Origin of the sequence: Flavonifractor sp. An112 (assembly GCF_904377885.1) — a bacterium.
Classification (GTDB): Bacteria; Bacillota; Clostridia; order Oscillospirales; family Oscillospiraceae; genus Flavonifractor; species Flavonifractor avicola.
On the sequence record NZ_CAJFGT010000025.1, the window covers coordinates 22,585 to 41,124 of the forward strand.

At 58.9% G+C, this 18,540-nt stretch carries 10 protein-coding genes and 1 pseudogene; 9 read left to right on the plus strand and 2 right to left on the minus strand.

What is annotated here, in order from left to right:
- Positions 1-298: 298 nt before the first annotated feature.
- From IHN22_RS12785 to IHN22_RS05485, 4 genes and pseudogenes are all read left to right on the plus strand, one after another.
- Positions 299-457 (plus strand): annotated as a pseudogene (locus IHN22_RS12785) (helix-turn-helix domain-containing protein); the annotation flags it as partial.
- Positions 458-1,201: 744 nt separating this feature from the next.
- On the plus strand, positions 1,202-1,504 hold the full coding sequence (locus tag IHN22_RS12790; RefSeq protein ID WP_300985578.1) for a helix-turn-helix domain-containing protein: 303 nt from the start codon (positions 1,202-1,204) through the stop codon (positions 1,502-1,504).
- A gap of 435 nt (positions 1,505-1,939) precedes the next feature.
- Entirely contained in the window at positions 1,940-8,053 is a 6,114-nt protein-coding gene (locus IHN22_RS05480) for an InlB B-repeat-containing protein (RefSeq protein WP_191433996.1), read from the plus strand.
- Positions 8,047-9,528: an S-layer homology domain-containing protein gene (locus IHN22_RS05485; protein WP_191433998.1), complete on the plus strand. Its 1,482-nt coding sequence runs from the start codon at positions 8,047-8,049 to the stop codon at positions 9,526-9,528. The genes IHN22_RS05480 and IHN22_RS05485 overlap by 7 nt, the downstream gene beginning before the upstream one ends.
- A gap of 192 nt (positions 9,529-9,720) precedes the next feature.
- On the opposite strand, the gene IHN22_RS05490 is transcribed toward IHN22_RS05485, so the two are convergent.
- On the minus strand, positions 9,721-10,431 hold the full coding sequence (locus tag IHN22_RS05490) for a DUF554 domain-containing protein (RefSeq protein ID WP_191434000.1): 711 nt from the start codon (positions 10,429-10,431) through the stop codon (positions 9,721-9,723).
- Between the two features lie 149 nt (positions 10,432-10,580).
- Between IHN22_RS05490 and IHN22_RS05495 the strand changes: the two genes are divergently transcribed.
- Entirely contained in the window at positions 10,581-12,110 is a 1,530-nt protein-coding gene (locus tag IHN22_RS05495) for a putative polysaccharide biosynthesis protein (protein WP_300985565.1), read from the plus strand.
- A gap of 1 nt (position 12,111) precedes the next feature.
- Here IHN22_RS05495 and IHN22_RS05500 read toward each other — a convergent pair whose 3' ends face one another.
- A complete protein-coding gene (locus IHN22_RS05500; protein WP_191434002.1) occupies positions 12,112-13,029 on the minus strand; it encodes a CPBP family intramembrane glutamic endopeptidase in 918 nt (305 codons plus the stop codon).
- A 163-nt stretch (positions 13,030-13,192) separates the two neighbouring features.
- Here IHN22_RS05500 and IHN22_RS05505 point away from each other — a divergent pair, with 163 nt between their 5' ends.
- The 4 genes from IHN22_RS05505 to IHN22_RS05520 form a co-directional block, all read left to right on the plus strand.
- Positions 13,193-15,550: a vitamin B12-dependent ribonucleotide reductase gene (locus tag IHN22_RS05505; RefSeq protein ID WP_300985569.1), complete on the plus strand. Its 2,358-nt coding sequence runs from the start codon at positions 13,193-13,195 to the stop codon at positions 15,548-15,550.
- Positions 15,551-15,673: 123 nt separating this feature from the next.
- Positions 15,674-16,645 (plus strand): choloylglycine hydrolase, encoded by a 972-nt coding sequence (bsh, locus tag IHN22_RS05510; protein WP_191434006.1) that lies wholly within the window; start codon positions 15,674-15,676, stop codon positions 16,643-16,645.
- 300 nt (positions 16,646-16,945) lie between these two features.
- Positions 16,946-17,722, plus strand: coding sequence for an enoyl-CoA hydratase-related protein (locus IHN22_RS05515; protein WP_087398400.1), 777 nt, complete (start codon positions 16,946-16,948; stop codon positions 17,720-17,722).
- Between the two features lie 74 nt (positions 17,723-17,796).
- A partial coding sequence (locus tag IHN22_RS05520) for a 3-hydroxyacyl-CoA dehydrogenase NAD-binding domain-containing protein (protein WP_191434008.1) occupies positions 17,797-18,540 on the plus strand: 744 nt, incomplete at its 3' end.

The window sequence follows — 18,540 nt, forward strand, 5'->3', positions numbered from 1 at the left end:
AAAATGTGTCTTCCTTATAATAAAGGGAAAACAATATGTTCAGACGGAAGAGCCAGAATATCCGGAAATGTTAATATCATAAGAAAAAGAGTGCTGATATGGAATATCAGCACTCTTTTTTCATCCATAATATGATGATTCCTATTGTTGATTATGATCTGATTGCTTGAAAATCTACTGATATTCGTATACAATATACTTGAAAAAGACGTATGCACTCCCAGATTTTGACGAGGAGTGCCCTCTTGCCGTGATTACAGCATAGACACAGCAGATTTTCTTGAAAGGCGGTACGGAAGTGAACGGGTATCTTTCCATTAAAGAAGCTTCCTGTAAATGGGGCATATCCGAACGGCGGGTCAATCAATATTGTGCGGAAGGCCGTATTCCCGGTGCGGAACGATTCGGCGGATCTTGGGCGATCCCGGAAGACGCTGAAAAACCAGGTGATCCCCGTAAACAAAAGAAACTGTCCCAAGCAGTACCCCAAACACAGCGGCCCCAAGAGCTCTTTCCTGGTTTCATGCCTCTGATGAACACAGCCTTTCAGCCGGGGCATTGCCTGGAAACCATCGAGCAAATGAAAGCGGGGACAAAAAAGAACATTGCTCTGGCAGAGTACCACTATTTCAGTGGTCAGGCGGAAAAAGCCATGCAGGAGACCGAACCCTACCTCAATGCGGAGGATGGGGCGACCAAGTTGTCTGCCTGCTGGATTTTTGCCTATGCCTGCCTGTCTATGGGGCGGATCGATCATGCCCGATGCGCTCTGAATGAAATCAAAAGCACATTGGCTGCCGGCGGAGAAAATGCCCCGCCCATCCGCGCCATGGAAGTCTTTGTGGCCTTTGCGGCGGCGGTGCTGCTGCATCTGCCTTTGCCGGCGGAAATGCCGCCCACGAAGGAATTCCTGCCGCTGCTGCCTCCTGGCCTGCGGGCATTTGCGCTGTATGTGCAGGCCCACTACCTCTATTTAAAAGAGGAATACGCACGCAGCGCCGGGGTGGTGGAAGCCACCCTTGCCATGGGAGCCAGTGCCTACCCCATCTCCGCCATTTATCTCCATCTGGTGGCGGTGATGGACTACATGAGCATGAAACAGCCGGATCGTGCCCAGACACATCTTCTGGCGGCGTGGGAGATTGCACGCCCGGATGATCTCATAGAGGGCTTTGGTGAGCACCACGGGCTTTTGGGCGCGATGCTGGAGGCGACCATCAAACCAAATTGGCCGGAAGACTTCAAGCGGATTATTGACATAACCTATCGGTTCTCTTCCGGCTGGCGTAGAGTTCACAACCCTATCACCGGGCATGATGTGGCGGACGATCTGACCACCACCGAATTTGCCATGGCCATGCTGGCCGCACGGAGCTGGACCAATCAGGAAATTGCGGAATACCTGAATATTTCGATAAATACCGTTAAGAGCCACATTTCCGAGGCGATGAAAAAGCTCAACGTGGAGAATCGAAAAGACTTGAAGCAGTATATGCTTCGGTAAAAAAGCAACAAGAGGTATGCCCATATGCCTCACCCATTTTAGGGGTCAAAATGGGTAATGGTAACCCCGGATTCTTTTCGCTATAATGTGAATACGCTATTTTACGAAATGCGCAGAGACACGGCGGTGCTTACCGGAATGAGAGAGGCGATGGGGTGAAGAGTTACGGCAAATATCTTGACAAATGGATGTCCACTTCCATGGCCAGACAGACGGAACAGGTCTGCCCCTTTATGAAATTCCAAATTTTAGATTTTTCCAAAGAGTGCGTTGCGCTTGCGTTTCTTTCGCGGCGTGGCGCGCCCTTTTTGTGTCGTCAAAAGCCCGCCATTTTGGGAAAGGAGGATGACGAGCGGCTGAGACAGTCAACGTTAATCCGGTAAATCACTCCGGTACGGAAACTTCTACCCCTTCGGAAGCAAAGGAGGAAAGCAAATGAAAAAACGAATCCTTGCGGCTTTTGTCAGCCTGTGTCTGCTGGTATCCCTGATGCCAGGCATGACGCTGCCTGCCGCGGCGGCGGGTTCGTCCCAGTTCGATGGCATCCTGAACATGGGACAGCCGTCGGAGTTTGACCCCGACAGCACCGAAAACCCCTACGGCTACGGTGTGGACCAGCCCTTCCTGATGAACGAGATGTCCGAGCTGGGCATTTACGGCATCGACAACAACGGCAATTACAGTTCCTTTCTGTGGTACGACGGCTGGGACGGTGAAGGCGATTCCATCCCCAATGACTTCGGCAAGGACGGATTGAACGGCAGTTTTGACAACTATGGGTACTATGAAAATATGAGAAAGATGTCCTTTGTGGAGGCTGTGGCCTTTGATCCCACCGGCACCGGCCGGAAGGACCACATCGCCTACATCGGCTTCAATACCAGCGCAAACAAAATTGTGCTCCACGTCCAGGATGCGGAAACCGGCACGGCGTACGCCAAATATGAATTCCCGGGCAATGCAAGCTGGATCAAGAACAGCAACCCGGAAAACTGGCGGGCGGGCAACTACTTTGCCATCACCGCCGGCGACTATGACGGCGACGGCAAAGAGACCCTCGTGGCCTTTGTCACTGCCGACAACGCGACGGACTACGGCCTCTATGAGCTCAGCTGCAATGTGAGCGGAAGCAGCCTGACGGTTTCGCAGAAAAGTGCCGGTAAAAATCTGCTCCACCGGCGCTATGTCAACGAAAACCATGGTAATGATATGGCCAATACGACCAACAATTTTGGCAACAAACTCTGCTGCGCCCTGACTACCGGAGACTTCAACGGCGACGGCAAGGACGATCTGGCGGCGGTCTCCTATCTCATGGCGCCCCCCGACAGCAACAAGCACTTTGACTGCGAATACTACCTCCCCATGATGGCCGTGTCCTACGGAGGCAACGCTTCCAGCCCAGTGACAGACGGCGGCCGCCAGGTTGTTTTTGTGGCGGAGGATAACGGCATCAGCAATGGCCGGAGAAGCTATCAGACTATGACCGCCATCGGCCTGGACGCCGGCGACGTGGACGGCGACGGCACCGACGAGATTGTGGTGGGCGGCACCAAGAACGCCGTCACCTCCTACGCCAACTCCGCCGACGCGGACACTTCCTATGCCCTGGACGGCGAGACCTGGAACATTGCTGTCTTCAACGCCCGCTCCGATGGCAGTTTTGCCTCCCCCGGTACGGACGACAGCGTGACCCGTTTCCACTCCGTCGCCTCCACAGGCTGGTTTGCCGGCGGCACCGGCGGTGAAAACAGCCGTTCGCCCCTGAGCCTGGCCTGCGTGGCCTTTAACGGCTCCATCCACGAGGAATACGTCTTTGTGGGCGGCAAGATCATTGATTTCTCCACCGGCGGCGCCAATGCGCTCTATACCGTCTCCTTCGTCAAGGACAACGACGATTCTATCGAAAGCACTGTGTGTGACGAGACCTTCATTCCCTCTGTGGCCGTGGGCAATTTCGACGGCAACGACTACGGCTATGAGCAGATCTTCTTTGTCTACGCCAACAAGCAGCGGTATGAGGACGACTATTACTACCGCCTGGGCGTCGTGGGCGGCAAGAACTATGACGGCAACGGCGGCGGCGTGGGCAGCGCCGGCGGCACTGACACCAGTATGTTCTACGAAAGGTCCGGCGGTTTCTTTATTGGCAACCAGGGCGGCGCCGGCGCCGAGGGCAACTGGGACTATGACACCAACTTTGTGCTGGTCTCCTTGGACCGGGATGACGACGGCGTGCTGGCCCGGTACAAGGGTAAGGACTGGACTTACACCGATCCTCAGGTGTCTGCTGTGCTCCAGATGGCTCCCTATTTTGACGGCATCGACCTGGGCAGTGACTCCGGCGAGACCACCTACTCCTTCACCCAGAGCTATGAGTACACCAAGGGCACCGGCAACGAGACCTCCTTTGGCGTGGGCTTTGCCGGAGAGGTAGAGACCAACTTTGTCACAGTGGAACTGCAGGCTGGCTCCTCCAACACCTGGACGGAGACCTTTGAGGAGACCCTGACCACCTCCACCACCGACAACTTTGCCACCAAAGCCTACGACAGCGTGGTGATCCAGCGCACCCCGGTCATCACCTACACCTACGAGCTCTACGACAAGAACAAGGGCGGATGGTCGTGGAATGACCTGGAGTCTACGGAGGATGGCACAGGGTTTGCCATCTCCGTGCCCAAGACTCCGGCCTATGTACAGATGTCCGTGGTGGATTACAACACCTTTGTGGACGAGTACAACGCCCTGATGAAAGAGAAGACCGGTGGGGCTTTCACCCCCATGGTGAAGATCGACGGCCAGAAGAGCTATCTGGGCCAGGAGGGCAACCCCTGGGGCTATGCCAGCAATCTGGATCAGATCAGCTCCTCCAACTATCAGCTGGGCTACAACGGCGGCGAGACCCAGAGCACCAAATCCGACGGCAGCGCCACCACCGAAAGCATTGAGAGCCAGCACGGCTTCTCCTTTGAACTCTCTGTCAAGGCTGGCTTCGAGATCGGCGACAACGGCGCCAAGGCCGGAGTCTATGCCAGCCTGGAGTATATGCACTCCAGCAGCACCTCCACCACCACCGCCAGCGAGACCGAGACCAGCGGCGCGGTGCAGAACCTGGACTGGCAGTATCTGCTGGAGGAATACGGCATCCCCGAATCCGTCACCAAGTCCTTCGGCTTTACCTGGAACCTGGCCAAAGACACCATTAATCTGGGCGTCGCAGGCAGCAACGCCCTCATCATTGCCTACAACGTTTCCAACATTTCCGCACCTGCGCCGGCAGTAAACGATCTGGCGGCAGAGCTGCAGGGCCTGGATTCCGTCCACCTCACCTGGAGTGATCCGAGCGTCCCGGGACGTCTGGCCGTATTGGGCTACTACGTCTACGTCAGGGGTGAGGACGACGCAGCGTTCCGGAAGGTCAACGAGGAGCCTCTCGGCAGCAACACTCTTGAGTACATCGTGACAGGACTGGACAGCAACACGGAGTATACCTTCGTGGTCACCACCGACAGTGAAAACGGTGAGAGCGTCTGGTCCAACGAGGCAGTCATTACCACGCCCAAGGCCTATGTACCGCTGACCATGGACTACAACGAGAATGAAGTCAGCGTCAGAGCCGTCCATCTGGGCAATGTGGAAATCCACAGCGGCGACAAGGTGGAAGAGGAGACCATCGTCTATGTGGATGTGGCGCCTAAACCCGGCTATGCCATTACCGAAGTGACTCTGACTACGGAGGAGGGCACCGAGACCGTTACCCCGGTGGACGGCCAGTTCAACTTTGCCATTCAGGAGGCCACCACCATCACCGTGACCGCCGCTGTGGTGGCGGAGGAGAGCATTGTCACTTATACTGCTGACGATGCCAACGGTACCGTGAGTGCGACTGTGAATGGGGAGGCATTCCCCTCCACCGGCGCTACCTTCGGCAGCGACGATGAGATCATCTTTACCGCCGCTCCCGCTGACGGCTATGCCCTCAAGGAGTGGAAAGTGACCGACGGAAGCGGCACAGACAAGACCTACGCCGCCGCCGGCAATACCTTCACCTTCCACGCCTATGCCGCAGAGCACCATGTGTCCGCTGTGTTCGTGCCGATGGCTGAGGTTGCCAAGACCGTTACGCTGAACGTCACCGCCGGCGGCTCCATTATCGTCAAAGACGGCGACACGGTTCTGACTCCGGATGAGAACGGCAAGATCAGCGTTCCCAAGGGCACCACACTGACCTTTGAGGCGGAGGCCGATCGGTATTACACCTTCGAGAACTGGACGGACGCGTTTGCGGACTACAAGAACGACGTCACTTCCATCAGCCTGAAGATCGACAATGATGTGACCGTAGGCGCGGTCTTTGAGTCCTTCCTGGCCTATACCCTCACCTACGGTACCCAGAGTGTGGATGGCGGCAGCGGCACCCTGACGGCCGAGGCCAACGGTATTGCCGTCCAGTCCGGCACCACCCTGACCCCGGGGACCACCGTCGATTTTGACGCGGCGGCAGGAAACGACAGCCGTATCCAGAAATGGGCCGTTACCGAAAACGGTATTACCAGCTTTCAGGAACTGGATTCCCTGGGCATTGTTACGGAGGACGCATATCAGCTGATCCTCCGGGCCAACAGCAATGTGGAGGCCGCCTTCAAGACCATCGAGAAATACGACCTGACCGGCTCGGCCTTTGGCGGAAACGGCACCATCACCGTCCAGCGCGGCAGCGGCACCGTCAACAGCGGTACCGACGTCCTGCGCTACTACGACGACCTCACCATCACTCTGGTCCCCGACAAGGGCTATGTGATCACGCAGTACCCCGATCTGGATGGTACCGACACCTATTCTTATACCGTCAGCGATGTCACGGCCGATGTTGACGTCAACTACACCTGGACGGCGCTGAATCAGTATTCAGTCACCTACTCCGTGGTGGATACTGTCGGTGACGGCAGCGGCACCCACGGCACCATCTCCGCTGCGGCGGAGCGCAAGGGCATGGAGCTGTATGATGACAGCAAGCCCAGCGTGGTCTATGAGGACGGCACCATCACCTTTACCGCTAAGCCTGATGAGGGCTACCGGGTGAAGGAGTGGATCGTCAACGGTGTGGTACAGCCGGAAACCGGCAACACCCTCACCCTTACCCCGATGCAGGACCTGAATGTGACGGTTCAGTACACCTCCGGCCTGCCCAAGGTGAGCTTTGCCGATCCTGCCCACGGCACACTGACCGCCAAGATGGGCGAATATTCCATCGAGAGCGGCGCTGCCGTGTCCGGACCTGTTACCTTTACCGTGGTTCCTGACGAGCACTACGAAGTGAAGTGCTGGACGGTGAACGGTGTGGAGCAGCCCGGTGAGACCGGCAACACCTTTACCTATGCGGCCACCGACGACTGCACCGTGGCTGTGGAACTCTGGGGCGTGGAGCAGCAGGTGACCCTGAGAACCGGCACCGGCGGCACCGCCTCGGCTACCGATCCCGCCCGCTATGGCGAGACCATCACCATTACCGCCACCCCGGATGACGGCTATGTGGTGGATACCATCTCCGTCAGCGGCACGGACGATGTCCTCTATGAGAATACCGGCAAGGTCAACGGCGTGCAGACCGCCCAGTATGCAATTACTGCTGATACCACCTTTGAGATCACCTTTGCCAAGAAGCCGGTGGTAACCTTCTCCGCGGACAACGGCAGCCTGACTGCCAGCGGCACCGCGGACGGCGCAGCTGCCGAACTGAAGAGCGGCGATTATGTGGACTTCGGTTCCGCCGTTACCTTTACTGCTGTTGCCGACAGCGGTTATAGCCTTGAGGGCTGGTATGTGGACGGCGCAAAGATCGAGCATACCGATCTCACCTACACCACCGACGCCCTTTCCGACAATGTGAACGTGGAGGCCCGCTTTGCCGCCATTGCCGGCATTCCCGTGAACTACGGGGTGAATGACGATGCCATGGGTACCATCACCGCCACCGCAGATGGCCGCGGCTTCCAGTCCGGCGACCAACTCTCCGGCGGCCAGGAGATCGTCTTTACGGTCAGCCCGGCGGAGGGCTACCGCGTGAAGGACTGGACCGGCCTGCCGGCTGATGCCCAGATCAGTGCAGACAAGACCACCGTCACTGTGCCCGTTCTGACCGCAGGCACATGGAATGTGACGGCAAATCTGGAGGCCATTCCCCAGTACACCGTTACCATTGAAGAGACCACCCACGGCAGCATCACCGCCGCTGTGGACGGTCAGCCCCTTAACTCCGGCGACACCGTGCCTGACGGTACCCAGGTGACCTTTACCGCCACGGCAGACGACTACTGGATGCTCAAGGAGTGGACGGGCGACGCGTCCGGCAGCGATAAGACCATCACCCTGACGGTGGGCAGCAACATCACCGTGGGTGCGGCCTTCACTGAGGCGCTTCTGTATGAGGTGGAGTATTCCGTGGTTGGCGGGAACGGCCTCCCATTGCTGCCGATACCGCGGTGCAGTTTGCCGGCGGCAGCGAGATCCAGTTCACCGCTACCCCGGATTCTGGCTACATGGTAAAGGCGTGGACCATCAACGGCGAAGTGGTGGAAGGCAACCTCACCAACACCCTGACCATTGACTCCCTCGGCGAAAATACCACCGTTACCGTGGAGTTTGAGACGTACCAGGGCTTTGTGGTTCCCGCAGGCGGCGAAGGCTATACCGTTACCATCGATCAGCGGAACCCTGCAGATACCTATCCCGGCGCGCCGGAAAATGAGATCCGCCGGGGCGGCGATGTGACCTTCACTGTGGCGCCTGCTGCGGACAGTGCCATCAAGACTGTGACTGTGGCCCGGGAGGATGCGACCATCACACCCAACGGCGACGGTACTGTGACCGTGTTTATTCCCAATGTGCAGGAGGAGATCGGCCTGACAGTGGATATTCTGGCTGGCATTCCTCTGACCATCGAAACCGCTGAAAACGGTACTGTGACGGTCACCCGTGACGGCGTTGCCCTGAAGAGCGGCGTGAAGGTGGTTGCCGGTGACAAACTGGTGATTACCGGACAGCCCGACAGCGGCTATCGCCTGAGTACCCTCACGGTGAACGGCAAGAACTTTACCAGCGGCAGTACCTATACGGTTGCGGAAACCGATACCGCTTTGACCGTTGCGGCCACCTTTGAAGTGCGGTCCAGCGGCGGTGGTGGCGGTGGCGGAGGCGGCGGTGTCTCCAGCTACAAGATCACCGTGGAGGACAGCGACCACGGCACCGTCAGCGCGGACCGGAACAGCGCCAACGCCGACACGACGGTCACTCTGACCGTCACCCCGGACGACGGCTATCGGCTTGACAGCCTTACCGTAACGCAGCAGGATGGAAAAACCATCACGCTGGATGAGGAGAAGGATGGTACATACACCTTTACCATGCCGGACAGTGCCGTTACGGTGAAAGCCACCTTTAATGAGATGACTCAGATTGACCTTCCCTTCGTGGATGTGCCCGCGGATATCTGGTATGAGGACGGCGTGTATTACGTCTATCAGCACGGCCTGATGGACGGCACCAGCAGCATCACCTTCAGCCCGGATATGACCACCACCCGAAGCATGGTTGCCACCATTCTGTGGCGGCTGGAGGGCAGCCCTGTGGTGGATTATGCCGTGCCGTTCGATGATGTGGATCTGGATTCCTGGTACGGCGAGGCAGTCCGGTGGGCCGCCAGTGAAGGCATTATTACCGGATACGGAAACAACAAATTTGGGCCTGACGATCTCATCACCCGAGAGCAGATGGCTACCATGCTCCACCGCTATGCACAGTACAAGGGTTACGATGTGAGCATCGGAGAGAACACCAACATTCTCTCCTACACGGACGCTGCCGATGTGGGCGAATATGCCATTCCCGCCATGCAGTGGGCTGTGGGCGCTGAAATCATCAACGGTACCAGTGACCGTACCCTCAGCCCTGAAGGAGATGCTACCCGTGCCGAGGTTGCTGTGATCCTGATGCGGTTTTGCGAAGGGCTTGTTGATGAATAAGGTTTCATCTGTTCCCGTTTGGTAAAAAACGAGAGGGGCTTCCCAAGCGATGGTTTTCGCTGGGAAGCCCCTCTTCCTATCCAAATATTCGGCCTGTAGAGCGTCGGAAACGGCAAGATCTTTGATAAAGTTAAGTGGGCAAGACAAAGGCAGACACGTGGGAAACTACCATGTGTCTGCCTTTTATGCCGCTCAGCCCAGCGTTGCCATGAGCCAGTCCCGGATGGGAATATAGGCCAGAGGCAGGAAGATGGCGGGCAGCATATTGCCCACCCGCAGCTTCTCCTTGGGCAGGCCCAGCATATTGATGCCGATACCCACGATGATGGTGCCGCCCACGGCGCTCATCTCGGTGACAATGGCCGGGTCTATCCCTTGTCCCACGATGCTGAAAATAATAGTGAGTGCACCCTGGTAGAGGAAGGTGGGCAGGGCAGCGAAGGCCACCCCGATGCCCATGGCGGCTGCAAAGGTAATGGAACTGACCCCGTCGATCACCGCCTTGGAGATGATGATATCATAATTGCCGTTCATCCCGGCCTCCATGGCGCCGTTGATGGCCATTGCCCCCACGCAGTACAGGACAGAGCAGTTTACAAAGGCTTCCACAAAGCGGCTGTTGCTCTCTCCGCGGATCAGTTTGCGGCGAAGCACGTCTCCCACCGAGTCCATACGTTTCTCAATGTTGATGAGCTCTCCCAACAGGGTACCGATTACCATACACACGATGACACATAAAGTGTCGGCTGTGCCAATCATACTGGTAGTGCCAATACCCAGCACGCACAGGCCCAGCGCAAAGGTGATACCCGAGGCAAACCGGGCGCTGATGCGGTTTTTGAACAGAAGGCCCAGAATGCTGCCCAGCAGGATCAGGACCACATTGATGACGGTGGCGATCATAGGGATTCCTCACTTTTATACTGCAATTCACTAAAATATACGGTTCTATGATAAAACCTTTGCCGTCATTTGTCAAAAGGTTTCTGGATGTATGCCGGACAACCATGCGGAATAGAGTGGAAGTGGACCATTGAAAGGGGGAGGGCCCATTGAAGCTCGACCGGACATCCATGCTCTACGGCACCCTGCTGCTCACCGGTACCGGCATTGCCGGGCAGTTTTTGGGCTTTGTCTACCGGATTTTACTTTCCCGCCTCATCGGGGCGGAGATCATGGGCCTCTACCAGCTCATTATGCCGGTCTATTCCGTGCTGCTCTCTCTGACAGCGGTGGGGCTGACGGCAGCGGTATCCAACCTGTCTGCCGGATACTATGCCAGGGGACAGCGGGGAGCGGCGGCCCAGGTGCTCCGCCGGTGCCTGCTGTGCTTCCTGGGACTGTTTGGAGTGCTGGCCACGGTCACTGCCCTGCTGTATGATCCCATTTCGGTGTACTTGCTGGGGGATGCCCGTACTCAGATGGGGCTTTTGCTGCTGCTGCCCTGTATTCTCCTTACCGGCGTGGAGAACCTGCACAAGCATTTCTTCTACGGTACCGGCGCCATCCGGCCCCCGGCGGCGGTGGAGCTGTGCGAGCAGGTCATCCGGGCGGCTGCGGTTCTCGGGCTGCTGGTGCTCTTCCTGCCCCAGAATCCGGAGCGGACCGTGGCCATTATCGTGGTGGGCATGATCGTGTGCGAGCTCTTTTCCTCCATCACGCTGATGCTGCTGGCCCGCCGCAGGCTGGCAGGGGAGAAGCTGGGAGAGCCGGGGGCCTCCCGGCGGATGAACCGGCAGATCCTGGCCATCGCCCTGCCGGTGGGGTTCACCAGTCTGCTGGGCAACCTGATGGGCTCGGCCAACGCGGTGCTCATCCCCCAGCGGCTGGTGGCCGCCGGAGCGGAGGTGAGCCGGGCCATGGAGGAGTTCGGTGTGCTGTGCGGCATGACCATGCCCATGCTCTGCCTGCCCACTGCCTTCATCGGCGCCCTGGGGCTGGTGCTCATGCCCAAGCTGGCCCAGGGGGCAGCTCTGGGCAACACCCCGCTGATCCGGCGGCGGATCGACCGGTCTATGCTGGCCACCTCGGTGCTTATGTTTCCTGCCATGGCTCTGCTGGTAGTGGTGGGCCCCACCCTGGGCCAGCTGCTCTTTCGGGAGGAGGGGGTGGGCCGGTATCTGCTCCCCCTGTCAGTGGGGGTGCTGCTGTCCTGCTGGCAGGCAGTGCTGGGGTGCGCCCTCAACGGACTGGGCAGACAAAAAGCTGCAGCCCGCAGTTCCATTCTGTCCGGCGGGCTGCAGCTGGGCTGCACCTATCTGTTATTGGGACTCCCCGGTGTGGGGATCGGCGGCTACTGGGTGGGGGTGGTGGCCTCCTCCGCCCTGGGAGCGCTCCTGAACTGGTTCCAGGTGCGGCGGGTTACCGGACTGAAGCTGCGGCTCTTTGACTGGGGGGTAGCCCCCGGCCTGGCGGCCCTGCTGACCGGCCTCACCGGCAACCTGCTCTTTCGGGTGCTGCTGGACAGCGGAGTAGGGGAGTGGACGGCGGTGGGGGCCTGCACCCTCTTCGGTGTGGTGCTCTACCTGGCGGCCCTCCAGGCCCAGGGGGTGCGGCTAAATCGCCTTTTCCGCTTGAGGTAGGTTACAGAACATAGCTGGCCATCAGGATGAGTGCCAGCAGACAGAAAGCGATGACGCCGGGATTTTCAAAGAAGAGCCGCCATTTCATGCCCTCGGAGAAGGGGACCAGGCCTGGTTCCAGTTTGATATCCCGCCAGCTGGTGACCAGAAAGGTCATGCCCACCACGATGGACCCCAGCACCAGCAGGGAGGTCAGCAGTTCTCCGGTCTGGCCCAGCAGCTCCAGCAGGGGCACCAGGCCCACCGAGGTAAAATTGATCAGGGCGTGGAGCAGGATGGACTGCCACAGGCAGCCGGTTCGGAGCACCACATAGGCAAAGAGAGCCCCCACGGCAAAGGCATAGAACAGCTGATTCAGATTGCCGTGAAACAGGCCGAAGCACAGGGCGGAGGCCAGGATGGCAAATTTATCCCCATAAGGCCGCAGTCGGTTCAGCAGCAAATAGCGGAAGAGATATTCCTCTGACAGGGGCGCAATGATGCAGCCCAGCAGGAGGTTCAGTACCGTAGGGTAGCCGGCCAGACTGTCCACCGGATTGGTGACTGCCTGGCCCCGGAGAATCCCAATCAGTTGGGTGAGAAGCAGGGTGAGCAGATTGGACAAATAGACCAGACCAAGGGTGGTCACCAGGGCTTTGCCCAGGTTCAGCGGCCCCATGGGGCGGCGTGCGGAGGGGCCCGGGGCGGGCACGCCGCGCAGCACCAGGCAGAAGGCGGGCACACCCGCGCCGTAGGCTGAGCCCACGGAGAGGCACCAGCGGGAGATGGGGTGATTCAAAACGCTGGGGACGATGCCGGCCACCAGCAGCTGGACCGCCAGCATGGCGGCCATCTGGGCAAACAGGGCCCATCCCAGCCGGGAGAACCATTGACAGTGGGGGCGCAGCAGTTGGGCCCGGTCCGGTTGATGGAGATCCATTCCGTCACCTCGCACAAAAATAAATCCAAATTGAGCCCAGCCGGGCCGTCAAAGCACGGTCCGAAATTCGCACCTGCTTCAGGCACAAGGGCTTCCGGGCTCCATTATAGCAAGAACGGGTGAAAAGGGCAAGAAATCGGACATATTGACATGGGCGTTTTTCATGATACAATATCTTGTGCTTAGAACTGAAATACACTCAGAGGAGAGATACGATATGCCCATTTCTGAAAACGCCAAGGCTGTACTGGCGCGGCGTTATCTGGCCCGGGATGAGCAGGGGAATCCCACCGAGACGGTGGATGGCTTGTTCCGTCGTGTGGCCAACGCGGTAGCCGAAGGCGACCGCCATTTTGACCCCAAGGCCGATGTGGTGGCTACGGCGGCGGAATTCTATGAGATGATGACCAATCTGGACTTCCTGCCCAACTCCCCCACCCTGATGAACGCCGGCCGCCCTCTGGGGCAGCTGTCCGCCTGCTTTGTGCTGCCGGTGGCCGACTCTATGGAGGACATCTTTGACGCCATTAAGAACGCCGCCCTCATCCACAAGAGCGGCGGCGGCACCGGTTTTTCCTTCTCCCGGCTGCGGCCCAAGGGTTCCACCGTCAACTCCACCGGCGGTGTGGCCAGCGGCCCCATCTCCTTTATGAAAGTGTTCAATGCCGCCACCGAGGCGGTGAAGCAGGGCGGCACCCGCCGGGGCGCCAACATGGGCATCCTCCGGGTGGATCACCCCGATATTATGGACTTTATTACCTGCAAGAACGATACCTCCGAGATCACCAACTTCAACATCTCCGTGGGCATCACCGAGGCCTTTATGGAGGCGGTGAGTGCGGACGGGATGTACGATCTGGTGGACCCGGCCACCGGCCGGGTGGTGGGCCAACTGAAGGCCCGGGAGGTCTTTGACACCATCGTCACCTCCGCCTGGCAGACCGGCGAGCCGGGCATCATCTTCCTGGACCGGCTCAACCGGGACAACGCGGTGCCCAGCCAGGGCGAGATCGAGTCCACCAACCCCTGCGGTGAGCAGCCCCTGCTGCCCTATGAGAGCTGCAATCTGGGCTCTATCAACCTGGTCAACCACATCACCAAGACCGTGGCGGGCTGGGTGCTGGACCGGGCAAAGCTGGAAAAGACCATCCGTACCGCCGTCCACTTCCTGGACAACGTCATTGAGGTCAACCAGTACCCCCTGCCCGAGATTGACAAGATGACCCGCTCCACCCGGAAGATCGGCCTGGGCGTCATGGGCTTTGCCGATATGCTCCTGCATATGGGAGTGCCCTACAACAGCGAGGAGGGCGTGGCTCTGGCCGAGGAGATCATGGACACCATCAACACCATCGGCCACCAGGAGAGCGAACGCCTGGCCGAGAGCCGGGGCGCCTTCCCCCTCTTTGACCAGAGCATCTACAAGGACGGCAAGCCCATCCGCAACGCCACCGTCACCACCATCGCCCCCACCGGCACCCTGTCCATCATCGCCGGGGTGTCCTCCGGCGTGGAGCCGGTGTTTGCCTACGCCTATATCCGCAATGTGATGGACAACACCCACCTCATCGAGACCAACCAGATCCTGAAGGACAAGCTGGAGGAGGCGGGGATCTATTCCGAGAAGCTGATGCGCAAGATCGTGGAGCAGGGCTCCCTGGCCCATGTGGACGGCATTCCCGAGGACATCAAGCGGGTCTTTGTGTGCGCCCACGACGTGTCCCCCATCTGGCACGTGAAGATGCAGGCCGCCTTCCAGCGGTACACCGACAACGCCGTCAGCAAGACGGTGAACTTCCCCAACTCCGCCACCAAGGCCGAGGTGGCCGAGGTCTACCGCCTGGCCTACACCTTGGGCTGCAAGGGTACCACCATCTACCGGGACGGCAGCCGCAACGAGCAGGTGCTCAATATCGGCAAGGTCAACGACGGCAAGGAGCCCGCCCCCGCCCCCACTGGCCGGGTGTGCGAGGAGTGCCAGATTCCTCAGGAGGCCTACGGTCACATCCAGCCCCGGCCCCGTCCGGCGGTGACCACCGGTTTCACCGAGAAGGTGCGCATCGGCTGCGGCAACCTTTATATTACCGTCAACTACGACGAGAACGGCATCTGTGAGGTGTTTACCAACACCGGACGAGCGGGCGGCTGCCCCAGCCAGAGCGAGGCTACGGCCCGGCTGGTCAGCGTGGGCATCCGTTCCGGCATGGACCCCAAGGAGATCATCCAGCAGCTCAAGGGTATCCGCTGCCCCTCCTGCCTGCGGCAGTCCGGCGTACCGGTGACCTCCTGCCCCGACGCCATTGCCAAATCCTTGGAGAAGGTGCTCAAGGTGTCCCAGGGCAATCGCGAGACTGTTCCCGCCCCCATCAGCGCCACCACCAAAGCGGCGCCCATTCCCCGGCCGGGCATGACTCCCGCCGAGGCCAAGCTGGCCAAGTTCTGCCCCGAATGCGGAGCAAAGCTGGAGCACGAAGGCGGCTGCGTCACCTGCCGTGACTGCGGCTACTCCAAGTGCGGCTAAAACAGAAAAGGGCCTGCTCCGGCAGGCCCTTTTTGCAACAGAATCCGGATAACCTGAAGCGGGGACAGTCACACTAAGGGATGCGCCGGAAGGCATTTCATTTGAATACAGGAGGCGTCAGCCATGTGTACCAGCCTGACCTTTACCACCGACCACACTTATTTTGGGCGGAACCTGGATCTGGAATACCAGTTTGGCCAGCAGGTGGTCATTACTCCACGTAATTACCCATTTTCCTTTCAAGCCATGCCTGCCCTGAAGAAGCACTATGCCATCATCGGCATGGCCACAGTGGCGGAGGACTACCCCCTCTATGCTGAGGGGGTCAACGAGAAGGGCCTCTATATGGCAGGCCTCAACTTCCCGGGTAACGCCTGTTATCCCTGCGGCTCGAAGGACGGTACCCCCGCCGCCCCCTATGAGCTGATCCCCTGGCTGCTGGGCAGCTGCGACAGCGTGGACCAGGCGGAGGAAAAGCTGCGCTCTGTCCGTATTTTGGATACCCCCTTTGCCCCCAATATGCCAAACGCCCCCCTCCATTGGCACCTGGCCGACGGAAAGCGGGCCCTGGTGGCGGAGCCTATGGCCGACGGCCTGAGACTGTTTGAGGACCCGGTGGGGGTGCTTACCAACAACCCCACCTTTGATTTCCACCTGACCAATCTGAACCAGTATATGGGCCTGTCCGCCGCCCAGCCGGAGAACCGCTTCGGAGGAGTGGAACTGCGTCCCTTTGGCCAGGGAATGGGCACGTTGGGCCTGCCGGGAGACTGGTCACCTGCCTCCCGCTTTGTCCGGGCCGCCTTCCTTAAGTGGAACAGCGTCTGCGAGCGGGACGAGATATCCAGTGTCAGCCAGGTCTTTCACATCCTGGACGCGGTGGCCATGCCCCGGGGTGCAGTGCGGACACCGGAGGGGAAGTGGGACCTCACGGATTACTCCTGCTGCATTGACGGCTGGACGGGCACCTATTACTACAAGACCTATGACAACAGTCAGATCACCGCGGTGTCCATGGACGAGGCAAAGCGGGAGGGAGAAACGCTGATCTGCCATCCTCTGGTCACGGAGCAGCAGATCCACTTTGTGCCGTGAGCCCCGCCGGGGCGTTTGCCCCGGCACTTGTACATATTGCATAAATGCGGCGCCTTGCCAACAGGGCGAAAAAAGGGAAAACCGGGCCAAAAACCATGTGGTTTGCCAATTCGGCCGAGAGTTAAGGCGGCTTTCTGAAACCGAGTTGTGCATATTGGCTATAATCATTGATAAAAAAATAACGAATTTCTCTTGCATTTTACTTGCCTGTTGGGCGGCGGTGCGTTATACTTATTAGGTGAGAACTTGTTAAAAATATAACAATTCTAGATAGGTTACAGGACAAGGAGGCAGAACATAATGGGTTTTGTGAAGCTGGAAAAGCAGGGCCACGTGGGCGTGGTCACCATTGACCGGCAGGAGGCGCTGAACGCGCTGAACAGCCAGGTTCTGAGCGATCTGGACGCGGTCATCGATCAGGTGGCAGCGGACGATGAGATCTATGTCATGATCCTCACCGGCGCGGGCCGTTCCTTTGTGGCGGGCGCTGACATCGGCGAGATGAAGAACTTCTCTTCCATCGACGGCAAGAAGTTTGGCGTGCACGGCGGCGGTGTGTTCCTGAAGCTGGAGAATATGGCCAAGCCGGTCATCGCCGCCATCAACGGGTTCGCTCTGGGCGGCGGCTGCGAGCTGAGCATGGCCTGCGACATCCGCCTGGCCAGTGAGAAGGCCAAGTTTGGTCAGCCCGAGGTGGGCCTGGGCATCACCCCCGGTTTCGCCGGCACTCAGCGGCTGCCCCGCATCGTGGGCGTTTCCAAGGCTATGGAGCTGATCCTCACCGCCAAGGTCATCAAGGCCGACGAGGCCAAGGCCATCGGCCTGGTCAGCGAGGTCTATCCCGCTGAGGAGCTGATGGACAAGGCCATGGAGCTGGCCAACGCCATCTGCGCCAACGCTCAGATCGCCGTGCAGGAGTCCAAGCGCTGCATCCGTATGGGTATGCAGACCGACATCGCCACCGGCTCCGCTTTTGAGGCCGAGGCTTTCGGTGTCTGCTGCGGCACTGCCGACAAGGACGAAGGCATGGGCGCTTTCCTGGAGAAGCGGGCTGAGAAGCATTTCCAGAACAAGTAAGGAAGCATCCTCTGTTTCAGTTCGATACATCCTTTCTTTAAAATTAAAAACAGATTGAAAAGAGGTTTTTTGTCATGAAAAAGATTGTTGTCATCGGCGGCGGCACTATGGGCCTGGACATCGCTCAGGTCTTCGCCAAGAAGGATTTTGATGTTACCGTCCGCGACATCAACGACGACATCATCAAGGCTTCCGAGGGCCGTCTGAACAAGAGCCTGGACAAGCTGGTGGCCAAGGGCAAGATGGATGAGGCCAAGAAGGCCGACATCCTGGCTCACATGACCTTCACCACCGATCTGAAGGCTGCTGCCGACGCCGACCTGGTGGTTGAGGCCGCCATTGAGAACCTGGACATCAAGAAGAGCATCTTTGCCGAGCTGGACAGCATCTGCAAGCCCGAGACCATCCTGGCCTCCAACACCTCGTCCATCTCCATCACCGCCATCGCCGCCGCCACCAAGCGGCCCGACAAGTTCATCGGTATGCACTTCTTCAACCCCGCTACCGTCATGAAGCTGGTGGAGGTCATCCGGGGCGCTCACACCTCCGATGAGACCTTCAACACCATCCGGGACCTGTCCGTGGAGATCGGCAAGGAGCCCGTCGAGGTTAACGAGGCCCCCGGCTTCGTGGTCAACAAGATCCTGATCCCCATGATCAACGAGGGCATCGATCTGGTATACACCGGCGTGGCCTCCGTGGAGGGCGTTGACACCGCCATGAAGCTGGGCGCCAACCACCCCATGGGCCCCCTGGCTCTGGGCGATCTGGTGGGCCTGGACGTGTGCCTGGCCATCATGGACACCCTGTACAACGAG